The organism is Flavobacterium johnsoniae UW101, assembly GCF_000016645.1.
GTDB lineage: Bacteria > Bacteroidota > Bacteroidia > Flavobacteriales > Flavobacteriaceae > Flavobacterium > Flavobacterium johnsoniae.
In genome coordinates this window covers 3,727,256-3,744,152 of record NC_009441.1, presented here as the reverse complement: position 1 = coordinate 3,744,152, position 16,897 = coordinate 3,727,256, and the positions used below count along the sequence as shown (strand labels likewise).

Genomic DNA, 16,897 nt, shown 5'->3' with positions numbered 1-16,897 from the left:
TTATTAAATAAATATTTCCGAATAGTAATCACTATTGATTTTTGTTATTGATTTTACAGATGGATTTGGATACTGGCTTTCTGCCGGCTGCGCAGGCGTAAAATCGGTAAGCGGGTCAATTTCTACAAAACCGGAACGTGTTAATGGTTTTGCGGCGTTGGTTTTAATTTCGGTTCCTGCTTTTCGGTTAATGTATTTCCAAAGCGTTTTCCGATTATCAAAATGTATTTTAAAATTCGGGCTCAGCATTTTGCCCAAAGTATTTACAATGTTTCCAGAGCTGTTGTCGCCCTTTGCGGTTAGTGAAATAATGCCAAATACATTTTGCTGTTCTGACGGTTCCAGTGCTGAAACTAAATAAGCAGTAGTTTCTTCAGATACTAAATATGCATTTGAAATAAGTTTGTTGTCACTTATTTTTGGAAGATATTCAAACGAAACGGGTTCAGTTAATGGTTTTACATTACTGAAATGATATGCCTGAGTAAGAGCAAAATCAAGATTAGTATAATTTTCAAATTGATAATCATTAATTTTAATTAAAAACGTAAGGTTCAGATTTGCAGGGATTTTTATAAATGGTTCAAATTCATCTTTTACTTTAGTATATATTCTAAAACCTGTTTTGGTTTTTTTGAATGTCATTTTATAGTTTTTGAGTACAGTATTGGTTTCTAAAGTGGGTGTTAATACCAGGAAAGCATCTGTACTAAACTGCTGGAGCATTTTTTGTTTATCAGCATTTGTCATACTCGCAAAAGTTTCTTCTCCGTTATTGAGGAAATAATTATGAAGAAACGTTACTTCAAACAACAATCCGTATGTGGCATCAAAACTCATTGTTGATCTTTCTTTTTAGTTATACCAGAAAATTCGCCAATAAGCTGTCCTTCAGCCTGTACAATATTGCGTTCAATTTGTATCAGGCTTACTTTATATAAAGCCGATGGAAGCTGTTTGCCGCCCAATGTTCCCCAGATATAATTTAGTTCTTCAAAAGTGGGAGTGTAGAGCTCAACCGTAAATCTAAAATTGTCTACATTGCTCATTGCGCTGCTGTTTCGGTTATAAATGGTATTGGCTTGTGTAAAAAGTTTTTTTCCCTGAAAAAATTCTATGATTTTTGAAATATCATTAAGAGAATTGATATACTTATCTCTATTGGCGCTAAACAGCAAATACAGGTTTAAATTGATGATGCTGTTTCTGTATATTGTTTTTGTATTTTCAACCGTATGATTTGGGAAGTTTTTTAAAGCAGCTTCTTCGTGAATATTGATTAACGTAAGTGCTACGCCATCTTTTAAAGGATCGTCTATATCATTACTTTGCGATTCTAAAAAAGCAATATTTTCGGGTACAACAGTTTTCTCTAACCCAATTTCTTCGAGATAGTTATTTACCTGTTCTGCAATTATTTGTATTACTTCAAAAATCATCTTTTGATAAAATTGTATAAGTATTAAATGAAATAGTAATGATTCATGGCGCAGATTGTAACTAGAATGGGGCTTCTGACTGTGCTTTTAAGATTTGACTAAATTAGATAAATGCAGAGGTACCAGAAAAGGGGAAAATTCCCCTTTTTTAATTTATTTAACATATTGGTTTTTAGTTAGTTGTGTTTTGTTTTTTCAGCCTTTTAAAATCAGCGTGCAGCAAGCCGGCAGTTTGGTTTTTTAAAGCTTAAAATATTTATATTTGATTCTGACAGATGAGACAGAAAGAAGTTTGTACGATTCCTTTTTTAACTTATCTTCGCTGTTTATACATTTTTTGAATACATTTAAATACCTTAAAATCTAATCTGTGAAAAAAAATCATGATGCCGTAGAAGAAACTCAGCTTAAACGCGGGCTGACTAACCGACACATTCAGTTAATTGCCTTAGGCGGATCTATAGGAACAGGTCTTTTCCTGGGCATTGGTCCGGCGGCCGTATTGGCAGGACCTTCGGTTATTTTAGGATATGCTATTGCCGGAATTATCGCTTTCTTTATTATGAGACAGCTTGGCGAAATGGTTGTCGAAGAACCTGTATCTGGAAGTTTTAGTTATTTTGCCTATAAATACTGCGGTTCTTTTGCGGGTTTTGCATCGGGTTGGAATTATTGGATTTTGTATATTCTTGTTAGTATGGCCGAACTAACAGCCATTGGGGTTTATGTACAGTTTTGGTGGCCCGAAATTCCGCTTTGGGCATCCAGTTTGTTTTTCTTTTTGGTTATTAATGCTTTAAATTTTGCCTCGGTAAAAGTGTACGGAGAAACAGAATTTTGGTTCTCAATTATAAAAGTTGTCGCCATTATTGCCATGATTCTTTTTGGTACTTATTTATTAATAAGCGGTACAGGAGGAGAGCACGCCAGTATTCATAATTTGTATAATGATGGAGGTTTTTTTCCAAAAGGAGTTTTTGAAAAAACAGCAGCAGGGGATTTTCAGGGATTATTGTCGGCAATGGCTTTGATTATGTTTTCTTTTGGCGGTTTAGAACTTATTGGAATTACCGCTGCAGAAGCAGAAAATCCAGAAAAAAACATTCCAAAAGCAACCAATCAGGTTATTTACAGAATCCTTATATTTTATGTTGGTGCATTGGTTATTTTGTTTGCTTTGTCGCCGTGGAGACAAATTACAACAGACAGCAGTCCGTTTGTAATGGTTTTTCAAAACTTAAACGGAATGGAGTTTGAACTTTTTGGAAACAAAATATTTTTTACAAGCCTTATCGCAAATGTCCTTAACTTAATTGTATTAACTGCCGCTTTATCTGTATACAACAGCAGTGTGTACAGCAACTCCAGAATGTTATTTGGTTTAGCAGATCAGGGCAGTGCTCCTAAGTTTTTAAAGAAGCTGAACAAACAATCAGTGCCGGTTAATGCTATTTTAGTTTCTTCATGCTTTGCGGCTGTTTGTATTTTAATAAATAAAGTAATTCCAGAAGAAGCTTTTAGTATTTTAATGTCTTTAGTAGTGTCTTGTTTGGTTATTAACTGGGTTATGATTTCGTATACGCACCTGCAGTTTAGACGTGCCAAAGACAAGGAAAACACAAAAACAAAATTTGCTTCTATATTTTATCCGGTAAGTAATTATATCTGTTTCATATTTTTATTGGGAATTTTATCCATCATGTGGATGACGAATATGAAGATATCTGTAGAATTAATTCCTATTTGGCTGTTGATTCTTTTTGTGTTTTATAAGGTTTTTAAAAAGAAGGAATAGTTATAACGTTTTTAACCATAAACCAACAGTGAAAGAATTTATCAAAAGAATATTCAGAAAATCAACATCAGAAAAACTTCCAAATATTAAAATCGAATTAACCGAAGAAGGTTAGGTCAAATATGATAATGGAAATTCAATTGGAAAGATTTTTTTCGAAAATCTTCCTTATATAATATGACGTCAATTTGTTCAGAAATTGTTGATAAATAAACTACTTCTAAAAAAATTTAAAAAGGTACTTTAGCTTAAAGTATTCATTTATTTGTTAAAGTTGTTTTTATTCAAACCTATCGCTTTTATGAGTCAAGTTCAAAAAAAAAATAAATTCAATGTTGTAGAAAAAATCGAATCTAAAAAGATTGAAGTTTTAAACAATTTTTTACCCAATGTTATAAAACATCTGTCCTTATATTTGACAAAAATAAATAAAAGCACTTTTGACAACCTAGAAGAGTTTGAAGATTTTGGCCCTGTAGTATTAACAGGGGAAGAAGATAAACACAGCAAAAGAATAAAATATGCAATAGATAATCCTGCAATATTAAATCTTGCATTGACAGGTCCTATGGGAAGCGGTAAAAGTACTATTCTAAAAACGTTTGAGCATAACTATAGACAGTACAAATGTTTAAATATTTCACTGGCTACATTTGATAAAAAGACACTTGATACAGATAAAATTGAACATAATATTTTAAAACAACTTTTCTATAGTGTTGAACATAAAAAAATTCCAGAATCAAGATTTAAAAGAATTGAAAACCTCAAAGGAATAAAATTCAAAGCATTTCTTTTTATTCTTTGGCTTTGCTCTGTGTCATTTTTTTTAAAATTAGAAGTGTTTAACGAATTGAAAGAAACTTTGCATCTAAGTTTTTACTCTGGATTTCTAAGCTTTATCTATGGTCTTTATTTTATAGCATATACTTGTTTCCTAGTTTTTATGCTTATGAGTTTTGTCTTAAACTTTAAATTAACAAAGTTTAAGATTAAAGACATGGATTTTGATAACAGCGAGGATAAAAAAACAGTAAACTTTGAGAATGAAATTGATGAAATTTTATACTTTTTTGAACGAAATCCAATTGAAATTGTTTTTTTTCAAGATTTAGACAGATTTAATGAAAGTGAAATATTTATAAAGTTAAGAGAAATTAACAATCTTATAAATAATTATGAACCTATAAAAAAGCGAAGAAAAATCACCTTCATTTATGCTGTTTGTGATGATATTTTCAAAGAAAATGAAAGGGCAAAGTTTTTCGACTTTATCATTCCGGTAATACCAGTTATAAATTACACCAGTTCAAGTTCAAAATTGCTTTCTAAACTGAAAGAGGATATATTAAGCAACAAATTATCAAAGGATTTCATTGATGATGTTAGTCTGTTTCTAAATGACTACCGTACAATCAAATCCATATTCAATGAATATCAAATTTATAAAAGTATTATTGGCAATCAGCTAGAAAGTTATGATAACTTGCTTGCTATGATGATTTATAAAAACATTGAACCTACGGATTTTGACAAATTAAATTTAAATCAGGGATATGTTTATGCTGTTTTTGAAAATATAAAAGAATTAACAGCTGAAAAGAATAAAGAGTTTATAACTATAACAAAAGAATTAAATGAAAAACTTTTACAAACAACTGAAGAAAAGTTAAAAAATCTTAAGGAACTGAGAATGGTTTACATTCTAATTTTTTTTGAATTAAATATGACTCGTAACAATTACGCAGTCTATGGTTTTTATCTGCAGCATGATAAACGTACAATTGATGATCTCTTAACGGATGAATATTTTGAATTATTTAGAAAACAAACAAATATTACCTACTATTATAATCAATATTCTTCCCAGGGAAGTTCTATTTCCTTTGCAGAAATAGAAAAAAAAGCTGGTAATCAGAAGTATGCACAGCGATTGCAGGTTATTGCAAATAAGCAAACAGATAACCTCAATAAGATTAAATCTGAATTGTATGAAATTGAAAGAAAGCAGAAGGAGCTTGATTCAAAAAAATTATACGAAATATTGGATTCACATAATTCAACGGTTTATTTTTCAAAACATGCCATTGAAAATAGCCATATTAATAATTCTAAACTGATAAACTATTTGTTAAGCGGGGGATATATTAATGAAGATTATAATCACTATATTTCTCATTTTCATCCAGGAAGCATAGCTCAAGAGGATAATGATTTTTTACTGAGTCTGCTGCCTAGCGAAAAACCGCTACCTTATACGCATAAGCTAAAAGAAATAAGTAGTTTAATAAAGAGGATAAAACCTGAGAATTTCGGTAAGGAGGCAATATTGAATTTATCACTAATTGATTATTTAATTGAAAATAAAAAAACAGTTAAATTAAAACAAGTTATTACTTTATTAAGTAAAGACAATCAAATGAGTTTGGGGTTCATCGAAGAATATATTAATCATGCGGAAGAAGTGAACCGGGCGGTATTTTTTAAAACACTGGCTGAAAGTTGGGATGGAATGTGGATTTATCTAACAGATAAATCTAATTTTACAACAGACAAGATTGAAAGCTATCTTTTCTATATTTTTAAGTATCTGGATCAGGCTACTATTAACAGAGTTGATATTTCGGACAAGCTATCTATCTATATTGGAGAGATGGAAAATTTAAACTGTTTTTACAAAAATGGAGATAGCATTAACTCACTAAAAGATTTCCTGAAAAAGGGCACGGTTAAATTTGAAAACCTTTCCTACGATCATGATCATAAAGAATTATTTGAGTTTATTTATGATCATAATCTTTATGTAATTAATGAAAGAATGATAAGTTTATTTATTTTGAATTTTGATTTAAAATCGCCAAATGCTGGTAAACTTAAGACCGAAAATTATACTACGATCCAAAATTCAGATAGATCCAAACTTATCCAGTATGTTGATCAAAATCTTGATCTGTACCTAGAGAATGTTTTTTTAAAACTGGAAAATAATACAGATGAATCTCAAGAGAATCTTTGTACAATTCTTAACAACGAGGACCTGAATGTTCGTTTTGATCTCGTTGAACACGGGCGATTCTCTATTACCGATCTCTCTAAAATTAACAACGCTGAGATACAGGCTGTTTTAATTATCTACGGCAAGATTGAAACGAAGTGGGAGAACATACTTGTATATTATAAGCAAATAAAAGCTTTTGATGAGGTGTTGGTCGATTATTTAAATTTAAAAGATAATTATGAGAAACTTTCAAAACAGGGATATATTAAAGATCCTAATGAAGCACTTAAAAAAGACTTTATTAAAGACTTAATAAGAAGTGCTATTTCAGATGAAAGTTTTGGAGAGATAATTGTGAATATTCCTTTTGCTTACAAAAACATGACTGATTTTGGAGAAATCAGTGATTTGAAGATGCAATCCCTGATTGAATTCAAGCGGGTTTTATTGTCAGCAACCAACTACAGATTTATTAAAGAAAAATTTAGAAATCTACTAATTTTCCTTTTGGAAGTAAATATAGCAGATTTTGTAATGGAGATTGAAAGTTTTGAATTAGAGAGTCGTATTATAGTAGAGATTTTATCTTCAAAGGTTATCAGTCCATTGCAGAAATTAAAAATAGTTGAAAATACTTCAGATGAAATTTTAAGTGCGAGCACAGAAGTACTTGTAGAATTAGGTAAATTTTTGTCTGTCAATAAAATAAACAATATAAGTTTTATCCTTTTAAGTCAGTTAATTGAGAATGCATTATTAGATTCGTTAAAGATAGAATTAATTAATCAGTATTTCAGTTTTATTGAAAATATAAATTTATGTTCCATTATTGAAAAAATTGATGAATTTTCAAAACTAACTAGAGGGAAATATCCAAAAGTAATTGACAATGAGGTTAATAGGCGGTTAATTGCAAATCTTGAAAGAACTCTTATTAGCAAAACAAAAAGATCAAAAGATACTGGGTTTATTGAATTAATTCCGTATTCAAAACCACGAATATAATTTTCTTTTGTTATTAAAATGAACTAAGATTTTAGCTACTAGCTAAAATCTGCGTCATGCACATAGATTTTTGATTTCCAAATATATACTTCCAAAAACAAAAAAAGAGACCTAAAAGGTCTCTTCTTAATTTTATATATCTTTATAAACAATCATTTCCCAATCAATTTCTCCAATCTCGCCATCATCTCATCTTTCTCCTTCAACATCCTTTCATACAAAGCAATTTTTTCTTCGTGTATTTGTACAATTTTATCAATTGGATTAACAGTACTACTTACATGCCCAGAATTGTTGCCAACTGCTATTGCTCCTTCATGAAAAGTATTAGAAATAATATTTATCGCTTGTTCTTCATCAAAATTCTGAAAAGCTTCAACAGGAATTTTTAATACAGCTGAGATTTGTTTCAAGAGGTTTTCTTCGATTACATCTTTTTGCTCCAGCATCGAAATTTTTTTTTGGTTCCAGTCTTCGCCCAGATCATAAGCCAAAGCTTCCTGCTTGATGTTAAGCATTTCTCTAAAACGTTTTACGTTTCTTCCCTGATGTATTTTCTGTTCCATAACGAATATTGATTTTTCTGAAGATTCAAAGATAAAGCCATTTGGCTAAAAATCATGAGTTTCAAAGATAAAAAAATATTTCAAAAAGAGATTTTTTTGTAAGAATATTATATCTGTATTTCGAATAAGTTATCCTTTTAAAAGCATATTACTTTGCCGGTAAATTTTAAATGTTCTGACTATGAAAAAGGATAAAATACTATTAAAAGCCTGCTCTTGGGCAGGATATGTAACAGGAAATGCTTTTAAGGCAATTGATGTTTTTTTTGATTTTGCACATCTGGATTATTACAAACAAAACTTAAGTGAAGCCGTAATTTTGAGTTATAAAAAAAACATCTACAAAGAAAACAATCCTTCTGATGCTTTTGTTTTTTATACGGCTTTAAACTTTTTTTCTAAAGTTTGTTTCTGTCTGCAAGGCAAAAGCAAAAAATGGAAACTAAAAGAATCCCTGCGCTGCGAAAAGGTTTTTCATCTTTCATCTCTCACAAAAGAAGAATACGAGAATCCTTTTATAGTATTTCAAAAAGCATTTGATGAAATTACGCTCGAAAAGTTTGAATTTTTTCTAAGTCAAATTCTCGAGCATTCATTGTCTCCTTTTGCCGGAGATCCAGAATCTGACATGGCAACACCTTATATTCATTTTATCAAAATGCTCGATGCAGCAGAATTAATACGAGAAAGAGGAGTTGAAAAAATCAAGAAAACGGTTGAGATTGATTTAGAATTTAGGACTTAAAAAACTTTGTTGCAAGTTATAATCTGCAACATCATTAAAAAGTTTTGTAATACGCAGGTTTGTAAATTAGTGGGTATCACTAAAACTAGAAATATGAAGTCTCTTATTAGTCCAAAACTGCTGTTAATTTTAGCTGTATTTCTTTTCAGCTGCAACCAATCTCAAAAAACAGATTCTGTTACAGAAAAAACAGATTCAGGAGAATTAGACCGAACCATACTGCCAATTCCAGAACCTCCATTTGGCGGAAAAATTGGAGAAACGTACAAAGACTCCAAAGAAGAATGGCCAAAACTCGTTACACCTCCGCAGGGAGCGCCAAACGTAATTATTATTCTTTTAGACGATGTTGGTTTTGGGCAGGTAAGTACTTTCGGAGGACCAGTTCCTACGCCAGAATTAGATAAACTGGCAGCAAACGGTTTAAAATACAATCGATTTCATACTACTGCAATCTGCGGGCCTTCGCGAGCGGCATTATTGACAGGAAGAAATCATCATAATGCAGGTTCTGGTTTCTTAGCCGAATGGGCAACAGGATATCCGAGTTACAATTGTATGATTCCAAAAACAACGGCAACATCTGGAAGAATTTTAAAAGGAAACGGATACAGTACGAGCTGGTTTGGAAAAAATCACAATACGCCAGACTGGGAAACTTCTGTTACCGGTCCTTTCGATCGTTGGCCTACAGGTTTAGGGTTTGATTACTTTTATGGATTTAATGCTGGAGAAACACATCAGTATTATCCGGTTCTTTTTGAAAATACCAAAGCCGTAGAACCAGATAAATCTCCAGAGCAAGGTTATCATTTTATGACCGATATGACCGATAGAGCCATTAACTGGCTGGAATACAGTAAATCGGTTGCGCCTCAAAAACCGGTTATGCTGTATTTTGCTCCCGGAGCTGCGCACGCACCGCATCATGCACCAAAAGAATGGAGAGATAAATTTAAAGGACAGTTTGATAAAGGCTGGGATGTTGTGAGACAGGAAACCTATGAACGTCAACTGAAAATGGGAATTATTCCGCCTAAAACAAAATTAACTCCAAGACCAGACTGGGTTACACCATGGGATAAACTTTCGGCAGATCAGAAAAAATTGTTTGCGCGTTTGATGGAAAACTATGCAGGATATCTTTCGTTTGCTGATCATGAAACAGGACGTCTTTTAGAAGCCATAAGCAAACTTCCGGATGCCGATAATACGTTGATATTTTATATTGTGGGAGATAACGGTGCAAGTTCTGAAGGAGGAATGGAAGGAACAGTTAATGAAATAAAAGCATTAAGCGGTATTTCAACTCCTTTGGCAGACAACTTAAAACATCTTGACGAAATTGGAGGCCCTAATACCGAGCCGCATTATCCTGTAGGCTGGGCTTGGGCAGGAAATGCTCCTTTTCAATGGGTGAAACAAGTAGCGTCTCACTTTGGCGGAAGCCGAAATCCAATGGTAGTAAGCTGGCCAAAAGTAATTAAAGATAAAGGCGGTATGCGCAGTCAGTTTGTGCATTTAATAGACGTGCTTCCTACGATTTTAGATGCTTCTCATTTACCATCGCCAAAAAGCGTTGATGGTGTTGAACAGAAACCTATGGACGGGGTTTCGTTCTTGTCGACTTTTGCAGATAAAAACGCTAAACCTGTTAGAACGAGACAATATTTTGAAATTTTCAGTAACCGGGCTATATATGATAATGGATGGGTAGCGGCAACACAGCATACTTTTCCGTGGAGACAGGATTTTGCACCCGGAAATTGGGATAAAGACAAATGGGAACTTTATAATATTGATGAAGATTACAGCGAATCTGTTGATTTGGCTAAAAAATATCCCGAAAAGCTGAAAGAATTGAAAGCAATTTTTGATGAAGAAGCCAAGAAATACAATGTTTATCCGCTGGATGACAGAGGTACAGGAAGATTAATTTCGCCAAAACCTACGCCGTCAGATCCTAAACGCAAACACTTTACGTTCTACGCAGGCGCAACCAGACTGGCAGAAACAGCTTCTCCAAATACCAAAAATAAATCGCACAGCATTACAGCCGAAATTGAGTTGAAATCTAAATCAGACAGCGGTATTATTGTGGCTTCTGGCGGAAGTTCGGCTGGATTTGCTCTGTATGTGCAGAACGGAAAACTGGTTTATCATTATAATTATTTTGATGATGCCCGTTATGTCATTACGTCAAAAGAATCGCTTCCGGTTGGAAAAAGCACCGTACGATTTGATTTTGCTTATGATGGCGGAGGAACTGGAAAAGGTGGCACCGGAAAACTGTATATCAATGATAAATTAGTTGGTGAAGGCCGAATTGATAAAACCGTCGCAGCCCGTTTCGGAATCGATACTTTCGGAATTGGTGAAGATTCAGGATCGCCAGTTGCAAATTCGTATAAGCTTCCATTTAAGTTTACGGGAATTATTGATAAGGTCGAGATTGACTTGAAATAATTGTGAATTAAAAATTTTAGCATAAATCAAAGAATTATGAGAAAGTATATTGTTTTATTAGCTTTAGCTTTAGTTGCTGAAATGAGCGCACAGCAAAACTATTTTAACCCAACGGTTAAAGTAAAAGACTATTTAGAGCCTGCAATTCCGCATCCAGATCAGGATAAAGAAATGAAGGATAAATTGAGCAAATTAAAGAAGAAACCGAATATCCTGATTATTCTTATTGATGATATGGGTTACGGAGATATTGGTGTTTATGGCGGAGGCGTCGCGATTGGTGCGCCAACTCCAAACATGGATAAACTGGCTCATGAAGGTTTACAGCTTACTTCAACCTATGCACAGCCAACTTGTACACCAAGCCGTGCAGCAATTATGACGGGAAGAATTCCGGCAAGATCAGGTTTGACAAGACCAACACTTACAGGTGAAAATCCGAAAGTAAATCCGTGGGCTTCAGAAAATACAACGGCTAAAATACTTTCTCAAAACGGTTATAAATCGGCTATTTCAGGTAAATGGCATTTGGGCGAAAGTAAAGGAAGTCTGCCAAACGAAGTTGGTTATGATGAATGGCTGGGATTTGGTTCTGTTCAGTCAGAATACGCACAGTTTGTTAATGAGTGGATTTATCCAGATTTAATCAATAAACCAGATCGATTGGCTGCAGTGAAAAAAATGGTAGACCAAAATATCTTAACTGGTGTAAAGGGAGGAGAAAACAAGGTTGTACAGCCTATATCAAATATTGAAGAACTTTCTAAAGTCGATCAGGTTTTTGCAAACTACAGCGAAGATTTCATCAAACGTTCGGTAAAAGAAAATAAGCCTTTCTATTTAATTCATTCTTTTTCTAAAGTGCATAATGACAACTATGTATCTGAAGGTTATAAAGGAAAAAGCCCTGCAGCAATTCCGTATAAAGATGCTATTGTTGAAGTAGATGACATTGTGGGCAGACTGATGAAACTTTTGCAGGACTTAAAAATTGACGACAATACATTAGTATTCCTTACTTCTGACAACGGTCCAAATGAAGATGTTTGGCCAGATGGCGGTTATACACCCTTTAGAGGAGGAAAAGGCACAACTTGGGAAGGTGGAGTTAGAGTTCCGGGAATTGCTTACTGGAAAGGCATGATAGCTCCGGGACGTATAAGCGATGGTTTGTTTGATATTTGCGATATGTTTAATACTTCTCTTTCGGCAGCAGGAGTTTTAGATAAAATTCCTTCAAGTAATTATATTGATGGAGTAGATCAGTTATCGTTTTTCTTGTCAGACAAAGGAGTGTCGAATCGAAATGCCGTTTTTATGTATTCAGAAACCAAATTTATGGCTATTCGCTGGCAGGAATACAAAGTACACATGAATGTTTTTAATACTTCGGCGACAAGAAGAAATCTGGACCAATCGACTATTCAAAGTATTGGGATGAGTCCGTGGGTATACAATATTTACGCAGACCCAAAAGAACAATTGAGTCAGGGACACCGTTATTTTGAGTGGGGAATCCCAGGCGTAATGGGACTTATTGCAGCTCACTTAGCTACTTATCAAAAATATCCAATGAAAGATATTGGTTTGAAAAAACCGGGTGCTGAGTAATGATTTATAAAATTATTTAGTAAGTATGAAAACAGAAAACTCCTTTTTATACAGGGCAGTTTTCTGTTTTTATTTTGAATGGCTATCTCTTTTAGTTATATATGTTGCAAATTATAACTTGCAAAAAGTTTGATAAGGTGTATTTTTTTCAATTCCGTTTATCGATAATTTAGTAAAAAGTGGATTAACCAATAATCGTTTTTAATACTACAGCACCTCCATATTAACGATAAACAAAAAAAATCTGCAGCAAGTGCAGATTTTTTTTATTTAATACTACAGCTGTTATTCTGCAGCTACAATATTTACGGTATTTAATGCGACATCATTTAGTAAACAGTCTGCTTCTTTTTCTTCAGCAAGTGTCTGAGTCAGCAATTTTGCAGCATCGTTTTCTCCCAGCGTTTTTGCAAATGCTACAAGTGTTCCATAAGTTGCAATTTCATAATGCTCGATTTTTTGTGAAGCCGCAATAATTCCTGCATCACGAACTGCTCCTGGCTGGGTTTCTTCCAGAATACTGTCACCTTCTTTAAGTAATCCTGCCATTGCTTCGCATTTTTTTCCTTCTGCTTTTTCACCAAGCAGTTCAAAAACTTTTTCAAGTCTTTTTACCTGATTTTGTGTTACGGCATGATGTTCTTTTATAGCAGAAGCAAGAGCTGCATCTGTAGCATTGTTCTGCATTTTTGGTAGCGCGCCAACCAGGGCATTTTCTGCCCAATAGATATCTTTAAGGCTGTCAACAAATAAAGCTTTTAATTCTGTGGCAGCATCGGCTGCAGGCTGTACAATTCCATTTTTGGGAGTTTTGTCTGCAGCTTTTGTATTATTTGGTTTTTCTGAATTTTTCATAGTTCTCTTATTTAGTTTTAATTGTACAGATTTGGTTCGCGTTCCCAAAATCTATGTTTTCCCATTGCTTGTATAAAATCTTTTGCAAATTTTTCACTTGCAGCTTCTTTAGTAACAATAAGCCCCTCATCATCATTTGTGATTTTAGAAGCAAAATTTGCGGCACTTAGTATAGAAACAGCTCTTCCATCGGCTCCAATTACTTTGCAGTGTTTGTAAGCATCACTTAAAAATTCATTTACTTCATCGCTTTCTGCCAAAACAGTCAAGCCAACTCCATCTGGTATATAAACAGCATCAAACAATACAGATGATGCAGTAAGAAAGCTGAAATCTGCATGGATTTCCCCATCAGTATCCGAAATTACAGCTCCTAGATGCGGTGCCACAATACAGCCTTTTGCATCTTCCTGAAGCAATGCTTTTTTCATGTTAGATACTGCGGCTTCAGAAACTCCGTCGGCACAAATAATAGCGACTTTTCTTGATGCAATCGTTGGCGAATTAACTGGGTTTTTCAGCATGCTTAATGCATCAGATGATTTTACAGACTGCTCCACTGTGGTTGATTCCTGTTTTCCGTTTTCATTTTCAGGAGATACACCATGATTCAGCGGTTTTTCTAAAACAGGAGGAACCGTTGCCCCAAGTCCAATGGCTACTTTTTCGGCCAGTTCTTGGTCCACTTGTGATAAAAGTCCAAGCATTCTTATTCTTATGGCTGTGGTTTCGACTTTTCCGAGTTCGAAACGAAGTGCTTTAACAATATGGCTTTTTTCTGCAGGGGTCTGACTGTTGAAGAATAATTTTGCCTGTCCGAAGTGATCATTAAAACTTTCACTTCTTTCTCTTATTTTATGCGCATCGATGCGTTCATTAAAACTGGCAAATCCTCCTTCTGCAATTTTTGCCTGATACGGACAGCCGCCTCCAAGAGAATTAGGATGATAACTGACACGTCCGGTATTAATTTCCTGACGCATATGTCCGTCACGCTGATTATTATGTACAGGCGCTACGCTGCGGTTAATAGGGATTTCATGAAAATTAGGACTTCCTAATCTTGAAAGCTGTGTATCTGTATACGAAAACAGACGTCCTTGTAATAAAGGATCATTTGTAAAATCGATTCCAGGCACTACATGTCCGGGGTGAAAAGCAATTTGTTCTGTTTCTGCAAAAAAGTTATCGGGGTTTTTGTTCAAAACCATTCTTCCAATAATAGTTACAGGCACAAGTTCTTCCGGCACCAGTTTGGTAGGATCCAGCAGATCAAATTCATATTTATTTTCATCTTCTGATGGAATGATCTGAACACCTAAGTCCCATTCCGGAAAGTTTCCTGCTTCGATTGCTTCCCAAAGATCCTGTCTGTGAAAGTCGGGATTTTTTCCTGAAATTTTCTGTGCTTCATCCCAGGCCACTGCGTGAGTTCCTAATTTAGGTTTCCAGTGAAATTTTACAAACACAGATTCGCCGGCTTCATTGATTAATCTAAAAGTATGCACTCCAAAACCTTCCATCATACGATAGCTTCTCGGAATAGCACGGTCAGACATCGCCCACATTATCATGTGCATGGATTCTGGCATTAGTGATATAAAATCCCAGAAAGTATCATGTGCAGAAGCAGCCTGCGGAATTTCGTTGTGTGGTTCTGGTTTTACCGCATGAATAAGGTCTGGAAATTTTGATGCATCCTGAATAAAGAATACAGGCACATTATTTCCAACAAGATCATAGATGCCTTCCTGCGTGTAAAATTTAACCGAAAATCCACGCACATCACGTGCCAGATCTGTAGAACCACGGGATCCTGCAACTGTAGAGAATCTTGTAAAAACAGGCGTTTTAAGTCCTTTTTCCTGAAGAAAACCTGCTTTGGTCAGTTCCGGTATTGGATTAGTGACTTCAAAGAAGCCATGTGCACCAGATCCCCTCGCGTGTACGATTCTTTCAGGAATTCTTTCGTGGTCAAAATGTGTGATTTTTTCTCTAAGAATAAAATCTTCCAGTAGGGAAGGACCTCTTTCTCCTGCTTTAAGAGAATTATTGTCGTCGTTAATCTTGACACCCTGATCGGTGGTCAGAAATTTATTCGTGCCGTCTGATTTGTTGATCAGCAGATCTCGCTGCTTTTCATCCTGAAAATTTTTCATATGAGGTAATGTTATTAGTTAAAAATAGAACCTGAAAAGAAGTATAGAAATGCAGCCTCAATAAACTGTAAATCATTTTCAGGCAATCAAATTTACCTCTACTATAATTGATTCAGTTATAGAATTACAATCTCATTTTACAGAATTAACGATTTTAAGTTGTTGATATACAATTGTTTGTTTTTTTTTTGGAAAGTGTAATAATATAATAAAGCAGCACAATGATATAAAGTATTTCAATAAAGCTTGTATACCTTTAATTTCGAATTGGATATAAATAATACTATTTTTAAAATTAAATACTATGTTTAAAAAAGGCGAGAAAGTGCAGCAGGAATTTGGCGCACAGGTAATGAAAGTTATTGGTTTTGAACCGGACTTGATAGAGAATGTTGTCACAGAATGGGAGGATGAAGAAGGGACAATTGTAAAAGGAAAATTTATGGAATCTCAGTTGCAGCCTGCGGAAGATGAAAATCAGTAGTATGCAATTTTTTACACCTAAAATCATGAAAAAATTTTTACGCAATAATGGGCTTTCAATTTGTTTTTTGTTATTGTTTGCCGGCTCTTTTGCCGGACAGATTTTATTTGGATTTGCAGAACACAATAAAGATCTTTTAGAAGACGGTGCGCCGCAAATTACTCTATTTTCGTATTTCTCTACAGGACATTTTATAGAATCTACATTTGAAAATTGGGAAAGTGAATTTTTGCAGATGGCTTTGTTAGTGGTACTGACCATTTTTTTGCAGCAGAAAGGTTCTTCAGAATCTAAAGATTTAGATAAAGAAGAAGAAGTAGACAGAGAACCATCTGCTAAAAGAAAAAATGTTCCATGGCCAGTTACAAAAGGAGGGTGGATATTAGCAGTTTATAAGCATTCTCTAAGTATTGCCTTGTTTTTATTGTTTTTTATTTCAATGGCCGCACATTTTTACGGCAGTTTAAAAGATGAAAATGAGCAGCTCGCATTAAAAGGTCTGCCTCTTGAAACTGCATCGGCATATATAGGAGATTCGCGGTTTTGGTTTGAGTCATTCCAGAACTGGCAGAGCGAATTTTTGTCGGTTTTTGCTATAGTCATTTTTTCCATTTATCTGAGACAGATCGGTTCTTCACAGTCTAAACCTGTAGATGCTCCCCATATACAGACAGGAGAATAATTTTACAAAAAAAATCCGATTATTGATTAAAGAATAAAGTGATGTTTTTTTTACAAGTTTTTTCTGAATTTAAAGAGTTTTGCTAATATTAA

At 34.2% G+C, this 16,897-nt stretch carries 12 protein-coding genes; 7 read left to right on the top strand and 5 right to left on the bottom strand.

Annotation, left to right across the window (positions count from 1 at the left end):
- Positions 1-3: 3 nt before the first annotated feature.
- Entirely contained in the window at positions 4-840 is an 837-nt protein-coding gene (locus FJOH_RS16345; RefSeq protein ID WP_012025136.1) for a hypothetical protein, read from the bottom strand.
- Complete coding sequence (locus FJOH_RS16340; RefSeq protein ID WP_012025135.1) at positions 837-1,439, bottom strand: DUF4255 domain-containing protein; 603 nt, start codon at positions 1,437-1,439, stop codon at positions 837-839. Before FJOH_RS16340 ends, FJOH_RS16345 begins: the two co-directional genes overlap by 4 nt.
- 370 nt (positions 1,440-1,809) lie before the next feature.
- On the opposite strand from FJOH_RS16340, the gene FJOH_RS16335 reads away from it, so the two are divergent.
- Together FJOH_RS16335 and FJOH_RS16330 are read left to right on the top strand one after the other, a co-directional pair.
- Positions 1,810-3,234: an amino acid permease gene (locus FJOH_RS16335; protein ID WP_012025134.1), complete on the top strand. Its 1,425-nt coding sequence runs from the start codon at positions 1,810-1,812 to the stop codon at positions 3,232-3,234.
- A gap of 301 nt (positions 3,235-3,535) precedes the next feature.
- The gene (locus tag FJOH_RS16330; protein ID WP_012025133.1) at positions 3,536-7,237 is read left to right on the top strand and encodes a YobI family P-loop NTPase; all 3,702 of its coding nucleotides are present in this window, start codon (positions 3,536-3,538) and stop codon (positions 7,235-7,237) included.
- A 152-nt stretch (positions 7,238-7,389) separates the two neighbouring features.
- On the opposite strand, the gene FJOH_RS16325 is transcribed toward FJOH_RS16330, so the two are convergent.
- The gene (locus FJOH_RS16325; RefSeq protein WP_012025132.1) at positions 7,390-7,803 is read right to left on the bottom strand and encodes a helix-turn-helix domain-containing protein; all 414 of its coding nucleotides are present in this window, start codon (positions 7,801-7,803) and stop codon (positions 7,390-7,392) included.
- A gap of 181 nt (positions 7,804-7,984) precedes the next feature.
- Here FJOH_RS16325 and FJOH_RS16320 point away from each other — a divergent pair, with 181 nt between their 5' ends.
- The 3 genes from FJOH_RS16320 to FJOH_RS16310 all read left to right on the top strand — a co-directional run bounded on the left by FJOH_RS16320 (position 7,985) and on the right by FJOH_RS16310 (position 12,625).
- Positions 7,985-8,548, top strand: a complete 564-nt coding sequence (locus FJOH_RS16320; RefSeq protein WP_012025131.1) for a hypothetical protein — start codon at positions 7,985-7,987, stop codon at positions 8,546-8,548.
- 93 nt (positions 8,549-8,641) lie between these two features.
- A complete protein-coding gene (locus FJOH_RS16315; protein ID WP_012025130.1) occupies positions 8,642-11,014 on the top strand; it encodes an arylsulfatase in 2,373 nt (790 codons plus the stop codon).
- Positions 11,015-11,050: 36 nt separating this feature from the next.
- Positions 11,051-12,625 (top strand): arylsulfatase, encoded by a 1,575-nt coding sequence (locus FJOH_RS16310; RefSeq protein WP_012025129.1) that lies wholly within the window; start codon positions 11,051-11,053, stop codon positions 12,623-12,625.
- A 285-nt stretch (positions 12,626-12,910) separates the two neighbouring features.
- Here FJOH_RS16310 and FJOH_RS16305 read toward each other — a convergent pair whose 3' ends face one another.
- Both FJOH_RS16305 and FJOH_RS16300 read right to left on the bottom strand, forming a co-directional pair.
- Positions 12,911-13,480, bottom strand: coding sequence for a YciE/YciF ferroxidase family protein (locus tag FJOH_RS16305; protein WP_012025128.1), 570 nt, complete (start codon positions 13,478-13,480; stop codon positions 12,911-12,913).
- 17 nt (positions 13,481-13,497) lie between these two features.
- The gene (locus FJOH_RS16300; protein WP_012025127.1) at positions 13,498-15,639 is read right to left on the bottom strand and encodes a catalase; all 2,142 of its coding nucleotides are present in this window, start codon (positions 15,637-15,639) and stop codon (positions 13,498-13,500) included.
- Positions 15,640-15,943: 304 nt separating this feature from the next.
- Here FJOH_RS16300 and FJOH_RS16295 point away from each other — a divergent pair, with 304 nt between their 5' ends.
- On the top strand, positions 15,944-16,123 hold the full coding sequence (locus FJOH_RS16295) for a hypothetical protein (protein WP_012025126.1): 180 nt from the start codon (positions 15,944-15,946) through the stop codon (positions 16,121-16,123).
- A gap of 25 nt (positions 16,124-16,148) precedes the next feature.
- Positions 16,149-16,805, top strand: coding sequence for a DUF6766 family protein (locus FJOH_RS16290; RefSeq protein WP_044048343.1), 657 nt, complete (start codon positions 16,149-16,151; stop codon positions 16,803-16,805).
- Positions 16,806-16,897: the final 92 nt, after the last annotated feature.

Coding starts and splice junctions, on each gene's coding strand:
- FJOH_RS16345 (WP_012025136.1), bottom strand. CDS start 840: ATGAGTTTTGATGCCACATACGGATTGTTGTTTGAAGTAACGTTTCTT.
- FJOH_RS16340 (WP_012025135.1), bottom strand. CDS start 1,439: ATGATTTTTGAAGTAATACAAATAATTGCAGAACAGGTAAATAACTAT.
- FJOH_RS16330 (WP_012025133.1), top strand. CDS start 3,536: ATGAGTCAAGTTCAAAAAAAAAATAAATTCAATGTTGTAGAAAAAATC.
- FJOH_RS16325 (WP_012025132.1), bottom strand. CDS start 7,803: ATGGAACAGAAAATACATCAGGGAAGAAACGTAAAACGTTTTAGAGAA.
- FJOH_RS16320 (WP_012025131.1), top strand. CDS start 7,985: ATGAAAAAGGATAAAATACTATTAAAAGCCTGCTCTTGGGCAGGATAT.
- FJOH_RS16315 (WP_012025130.1), top strand. CDS start 8,642: ATGAAGTCTCTTATTAGTCCAAAACTGCTGTTAATTTTAGCTGTATTT.
- FJOH_RS16310 (WP_012025129.1), top strand. CDS start 11,051: ATGAGAAAGTATATTGTTTTATTAGCTTTAGCTTTAGTTGCTGAAATG.
- FJOH_RS16305 (WP_012025128.1), bottom strand. CDS start 13,480: ATGAAAAATTCAGAAAAACCAAATAATACAAAAGCTGCAGACAAAACT.
- FJOH_RS16300 (WP_012025127.1), bottom strand. CDS start 15,639: ATGAAAAATTTTCAGGATGAAAAGCAGCGAGATCTGCTGATCAACAAA.
- FJOH_RS16295 (WP_012025126.1), top strand. CDS start 15,944: ATGTTTAAAAAAGGCGAGAAAGTGCAGCAGGAATTTGGCGCACAGGTA.
- FJOH_RS16290 (WP_044048343.1), top strand. CDS start 16,149: ATGAAAAAATTTTTACGCAATAATGGGCTTTCAATTTGTTTTTTGTTA.